Source organism: Enterobacter sp. C6, assembly GCF_008122455.1.
In the GTDB taxonomy this organism is placed as follows: Bacteria; Pseudomonadota; Gammaproteobacteria; order Enterobacterales; family Enterobacteriaceae; genus Enterobacter; species Enterobacter pseudoroggenkampii.
The window spans coordinates 1-1,012 of the sequence record NZ_QPFW01000032.1 but is presented as its reverse complement, the minus strand read 5'-3'; the positions used below and the strand labels follow the sequence as shown (position 1 = coordinate 1,012).

Genomic DNA, 1,012 nt, shown 5'->3' with positions numbered 1-1,012 from the left:
TCAGCACCGTGGCCGATGACGATATCGTCAACAACGCCGAGCAGCTGGCGGGCCAGACCATCCGTGGCACGACCACGGCGGAACAGGGCCAGACGGTGACCGTCTCCTTCAACGGGCACAGCTATCAGGCGACCGTCGGGGCGGACGGATCGTGGTCGGTCTTCGTGCCGGGCCGTGATTTCCTCGGCCTGAGCGACGGGGATTACACCATTACGGCTACGGTAAGCGACAGGGCGGGTAACCCGGGCAGCGCGACGCACGACGTGACGCTGAACGGCGATGTCCCAACCATCACCATTAATACCTTTGCGCAGGACGATATCGTCAACGCCGCCGAGCACGGCACGCCGCTGGTCATCAGCGGCACCACCGACGCGCCTGTAGGCCAGACGGTGACCATCACGCTGAACGGTAAAACCTATACGGCGACCGTACAGAATGACGGTACCTGGAGCTACACGGTGGGAAGCGCTGACGTGACCGCGCTGGCAGACGGTGGCTCGTACGTGATTAACGCGCAGGTCAGCAATACCATCGGCAACAGCGCCAGCGATAACCATACCGTCACGGTCGATCTGACCGCGCCGTCGATGGGTATCGCTATTGATTCGCTGCAAAACGACACCGGCCTGAGCGCAACGGATTTCATCACCAACGACAGCCAGGTCGTCGTCAACGGCTCGCTGACCGCGCAGCTCGGCAATAACGAGAAGGCGCAGATCAGCCTCGACGGCGGCGTCACATGGATTGACCTGACCGTGACCGGCACCACCTGGCGCTACGCCGATGGCCGCACCCTGACGGACGGGACGTATCAGTACCAGGTCCGCGTGATTGATAACGCGGGCAACGTGGGGGCCACGGACAGCCAGGACGTGGTGATTGACCTGACGAAGCCTGCGGCAACCACCATTACCGTGGATTCCATTACGCAGGATACCGGCCTGTCCGGCAGCGACTTTATCACCAGCGACAACCAGATCAGCCTGAAAGGGACGCTCGGCGCGGCGCT

General features: G+C 62.5%; 1 protein-coding gene. It reads left to right on the top strand.

Going from position 1 to position 1,012, the window contains the following annotated elements; genetic code table 11:
• On the top strand, window positions 1-1,012 hold a 1,012-nt coding region (locus DOU50_RS00190; RefSeq protein WP_148768455.1), incomplete at both ends, for an Ig-like domain-containing protein.